Origin of the sequence: Nostoc flagelliforme FACHB-838 (assembly GCF_014698065.1) — a bacterium.
Taxonomy (GTDB): Bacteria; Cyanobacteriota; Cyanobacteriia; order Cyanobacteriales; family Nostocaceae; genus Nostoc; species Nostoc flagelliforme_B.
The window spans coordinates 1-4,275 of the sequence record NZ_JACJSI010000458.1; the positions used below are offsets into that span (position 1 = coordinate 1).

Annotated in this window: 6 protein-coding genes; 2 read left to right on the forward strand and 4 right to left on the reverse strand. The window is 39.2% G+C overall.

What is annotated here, in order from left to right; translation table 11 throughout:
• On the forward strand, positions 1-273 hold a 273-nt coding region (locus H6G97_RS46500), incomplete at its 5' end, for a hypothetical protein (RefSeq protein ID WP_206759174.1).
• Positions 274-498: 225 nt separating this feature from the next.
• On the opposite strand, the gene H6G97_RS46505 is transcribed toward H6G97_RS46500, so the two are convergent.
• The 3 genes from H6G97_RS46505 to H6G97_RS46515 form a co-directional block, all read right to left on the reverse strand.
• The gene (locus tag H6G97_RS46505; RefSeq protein ID WP_190947160.1) at positions 499-1,248 is read right to left on the reverse strand and encodes an SDR family oxidoreductase; all 750 of its coding nucleotides are present in this window, start codon (positions 1,246-1,248) and stop codon (positions 499-501) included.
• Positions 1,249-1,444: 196 nt separating this feature from the next.
• Complete coding sequence (locus H6G97_RS46510) at positions 1,445-1,981, reverse strand: hypothetical protein (protein WP_190947161.1); 537 nt, start codon at positions 1,979-1,981, stop codon at positions 1,445-1,447.
• A gap of 18 nt (positions 1,982-1,999) precedes the next feature.
• Entirely contained in the window at positions 2,000-2,554 is a 555-nt protein-coding gene (locus H6G97_RS46515; RefSeq protein ID WP_190947162.1) for a GNAT family N-acetyltransferase, read from the reverse strand.
• 502 nt (positions 2,555-3,056) lie between these two features.
• Here H6G97_RS46515 and H6G97_RS46520 point away from each other — a divergent pair.
• The gene (locus H6G97_RS46520) at positions 3,057-3,587 is read left to right on the forward strand and encodes a hypothetical protein (protein WP_190947163.1); all 531 of its coding nucleotides are present in this window, start codon (positions 3,057-3,059) and stop codon (positions 3,585-3,587) included.
• Between the two features lie 79 nt (positions 3,588-3,666).
• Here the strand turns inward: H6G97_RS46520 and H6G97_RS46525 are convergent, their stop codons facing one another.
• The gene (locus H6G97_RS46525; protein WP_190947164.1) at positions 3,667-4,149 is read right to left on the reverse strand and encodes a MerR family transcriptional regulator; all 483 of its coding nucleotides are present in this window, start codon (positions 4,147-4,149) and stop codon (positions 3,667-3,669) included.
• Between the last annotated feature and the right edge of the window lie 126 nt (positions 4,150-4,275).

A 4,275-nucleotide genomic window follows, 5' to 3' on the forward strand; every position in this document is an offset into this window, starting at 1 on the left:
AAATACTCGTTAGGACAAAGAACAAAGCAGGGGATGATTGTAGGGGTTCAGTATTATCCACCCAATAATCTACTGACTGGTTTATGTACCGAATCTTGGCGTTATGCTGTGCTGGATAAAAACGATTTCTCAGAAGTGGCACATCTTGAAGAGGAGAAAATTTATCCGCTTACATCAATTCAATTACGTGCTGAACTTGAAGCTGAGATTGAAGCGTATCAGTGTAAAATACTAATTCTCAAGCACCAGTTAGGGGCAATATCCAATGCTTAAATCATTATTCACGTACTAAGAAGTATCACTAATAATAGATGGCTTGACCAGAATTAGAGCCGATTTTTCACAAAAGACGGCGATTGATCTCATATTGAATAAATGAGATCAATCGCCGTTCGCCGTTTTGACCAATGTCAATAGTATCGAGTGTAGGAGAATCGTGAGAGATTCGTTCGTATGATTACTAATAACTTATGCTACGACTTCAAGTGGTGGCATAAGTTACCAAGCTACTGGTTCACCAAGATGGAAAAAACCACCACTAGGGCCATCATTCGGCAATATCGCTAATTCAACACCAGTTTTCGCACCTGATGCGATGTCCATCATCGCACCTTCACCACCTAATTCGGTTTTTACCCAACCCGGATGAGCGCTATTAATCTTCACCAGGGTATTGCGTAACTCATGAGCTAAATGAATTGTAAATGAGTTCACTGCTGCCTTAGAAGCATTGTAAGCAAATGGTTTGGAATCATAGATGAATGAATTGGGGTCAGCATGAAGTGTTAACGAGGCTTCAATACTCGACATATTTACAATTCGACCACTAGGACTATTCAATATTAACGGCAATGCTCGTTGAGTTAATTCTACTAAGCCAAAAAAGTTTGTGTTAAATGTCTGTCGAATAATGTCTACAGAAATAGAACTGGCATTACTGGTTAACCAATCACCATCTAAAAACACACCCGCATTATTGATCAAGACATCAAGTTTCCCAAAAGAGTTACTAATTTGTTGAACAGCAGATTCAATTTGAGTACTATCAGTAACATCCAGGGCAATTGGGTGAGCTATTATTCCTTCGTTCTCTAAGTTACTCGCTGCTGTTTTAGCTGCATCTAAACTACGAGCTGCTATCAGAACTGTCAATCCATGTTGTCCGAGTTGACGACTCATCTCCAGCCCCAGACCTTTATTTGCACCAGTAATCAAAGCTACTTTGTTCTTTAGTTCGTCCTGCGCCATGATTAAGCACTCCTGTGTGTAGTGATGAATTTAGATCACATTTCAGAACAAAATGTTTAAGCTGAGTTTAAATACTGGGTTAATCCTCTCACAAAGTCTAAATATTGGAAACCTAGAAGAAAGGCTAGGTTAAACAGCACACACTTGTCGACAAAACAAAAAAGCAATTCAAATAGGATTATTGCGATGAGCTTGACTATGCTGAAATCTTTTCACCAACAGCTTTATGTATAATTTCTTTCTTTAACGAATCGGCTGCAACTGCTCCAATGATCTCCCAATCTTCTTGTTCTAATAACAACCCAAGCAGTTCGTGCAGTATCTCTTGATCAGAAATAAATTCTTCGCCATAAAGCTGATCATTTTCCAGAATAGTAAGTATGTATTCTCTTACCTCTGCTGTTGGCAATCTAAGTCTTTCAAGTATCCTTTCTCTTGCAGCTTTTACAGCAATTTTCGTAGCCGTACCTAAATTCCAATTATTTAATCGCAACCGCACTTCTCTATTTAGAGAAATACGCAACGTTGTGAAACGTCCTAAAAATTCTAAATTGAACATTAATCCAGTAAATGCTGAACCCCAATCTAATCCAGCCCCAATGTTGCCAAGAACTTTATCCTCAGCTTCAACACTTTTTCGCAACCATTCTTCATCAAATAATAAACCCATTGGATTTACTACATTTTCTTGGTTAAAGGTGCTTTGATTATCACTGCGTTCCTGCTGGCTCATTTATTTACCTTTGCTATCTTATTCAGGAAAACGAAAAACTCCATACTCAAAATAAACTAGTTCATCGTAATCTTCATCCTCTCCCACATCAATCATGCCTTGGCTATCATAAAATTCTTCTACTCCAGGTAGTGAATGCAATCCTACTCTCCCCTCATAACCTAGCTCTAAACTACGAGTTCTGGCAAACACCAAAAATGCAGTTCCAACACCTTTTAATTTTGGGGGACGCTGGATGTATGCCCGATTCCAAGGTGCGGTAGCTATGCCATCAATGTATACCAGACGTTTACCCTCTACCAAGCGAGAACCGTGCATTTGGGTTTCAATCAGCATTAACCCTTGAGTTTCGCCTTCGTACTCAATTGCGTAGCCTTCGCGGTTTGGTTGTCTGCTAATGACAAACTGTAATTTAAATTCCCAATCCCAATATTTGTCTGATTGGTCGTGCAGTTTCAATTGTTCTTTCCACTTGTTGGCATAATCATCGACGTGCTTTTGCAATAGCTCCACTAAGTCTGCTTCCACAACCGTGTTATCTTGACCGCGAATTAGTTCTACTTTTGTTCGCATAGCACCAAAATTGCCCATGAACTAATTTTATCAGTACGAGCAATCCACAGCATAACCGTCTATCTAGCCTAAAAAGAACAATGTCCCTCGATCCGACTTCATAAAAAAGCCCCAAAAACAGGGTTTTTTTTCATCCCTATTTTTTTTCGCCAACCCTGCCACTTCCTTTGTGACACCCATCCTGTATGGCTTTGAGTGCTTTCAAATGACACCAAGTTCATAAATTAACCCTGCCGCTTTTTGTGACATTCCTTTAATAGCAAGGGTTCTAGAGTTTTACCCAATCTTGCCGCTTTCTGTGACATCTATACACAGTAAGGCTTTTGGATGTCACGGCAGACCTTGCTGCTTTTTTATGCCGCTTTGTGATCCGATGCAACAGTAAAATATAGATAGCGTTTTAACCAGAATTCAGGCGGATCAACCAAAAAAAACCTCATTTACGCTCGTTAAACTCTTGATAATTCCCCGTTGTGCCTATATTTAGATATGGTATGAATTAATGCTCATCTCTGCTGATACCAAAATTCCTTTTCCACGCTCCCTGGTTTATGCTACCTATCGTGACCAACTAATTGAACTAGTTCCCTATATGCCAAACGTGCGTCAGATCAAACTTTTATCACGTAGGGAAGCAGGCAGTAATATTTATACTGTCAATGAATGGCACGGTGGTAGTGAAATTCCAGCAGCAGCAAGAGTTCTGCTCAGTGAAGATATGCTTTCTTGGACAGAATATAATACCTGGAATCAGGCAGATTTGACAGTTGAATGGCGTATTGAAACTCACGCTTTTACAGAAGCAGTTAAGTGTTCTGGCAAAAATCGCTTTTTGCAAGATGGTAATAGTACAGTAATTGAAAGCCGTGGTGAACTAGTGATTGACGCGAAACAAATCAAGGGAGTACCATTCTTTCTCACAAGTACAATTGCTCATGCAGTCGAAGATTTTTTAGGGAAAAGTATACAACCAAACCTTGTAGCTATGAGCGCGGGAGTGCGCCAGTATCTAGAGCAAAATCCATTAGATTGACATGCAGCAAGTCAATCTAATGGCACACTAGTTTATTAAAAAGTCTAATGATGGTCGAAGAATAAATGTATTAAAGAAGCTAGGTAGTTACTGCGCGTTCGCTATACTTGCTTGCTAATTCTAGCCATCGATTCAATTCTTTTTGATTAATGATGCGTAACTTAGAGAAAGGAATACGGCGTTTAGATGCCCAACGATAGAGGGTTCGCAAAGTTACTTTATAACCTGTTTTTTCATAGATATAGTCCGGTAATTCTCGCCCTAAAAGTGGAAATTCCAGATTTTCTAAATCAATGCCAAAATTGGTAAATCGTGCTTTATCCTGCATCAGTAACAATGAAACGTCAGATAAAGAATACTTTTTAAAAGGGTTTTGACGTTTCAAATATATCAGTCCTAATAAATAGCAGCACTCTTTGAGCTTGACTTCTCTCTTGTAAGGCTGAACGCCACATATTCTTAGGCAGTTACGCCAAGTTCTTTGACAAATATTCTTACCTAAAATATGTTCACAAGCTGTTTTAACCCAAGCAAGACTGTATGCTTCTTGAATATTTTGCATATTTTGTTGCTCTCTTTACTTCAACAATGCCCAGGTTAAACCTGGGCGCGAAAATTACTCTTCTTCTCCCTGATTGGCAACGTCAGGGGAAATTTTCTCTCTCAAGCGTTTGTTAATCATTCTCTT

What these genes read in the sequence shown, in the direction of transcription:
- H6G97_RS46505 (WP_190947160.1), bottom strand. Translation starts at nt 1,248, where the DNA reads ATGGCGCAGGACGAACTAAAGAACAAAGTAGCTTTGATTACTGGTGCA.
- H6G97_RS46510 (WP_190947161.1), bottom strand. Translation starts at nt 1,981, where the DNA reads ATGAGCCAGCAGGAACGCAGTGATAATCAAAGCACCTTTAACCAAGAA.
- H6G97_RS46515 (WP_190947162.1), bottom strand. Translation starts at nt 2,554, where the DNA reads ATGCGAACAAAAGTAGAACTAATTCGCGGTCAAGATAACACGGTTGTG.
- H6G97_RS46520 (WP_190947163.1), top strand. Translation starts at nt 3,057, where the DNA reads ATGCTCATCTCTGCTGATACCAAAATTCCTTTTCCACGCTCCCTGGTT.
- H6G97_RS46525 (WP_190947164.1), bottom strand. Translation starts at nt 4,149, where the DNA reads ATGCAAAATATTCAAGAAGCATACAGTCTTGCTTGGGTTAAAACAGCT.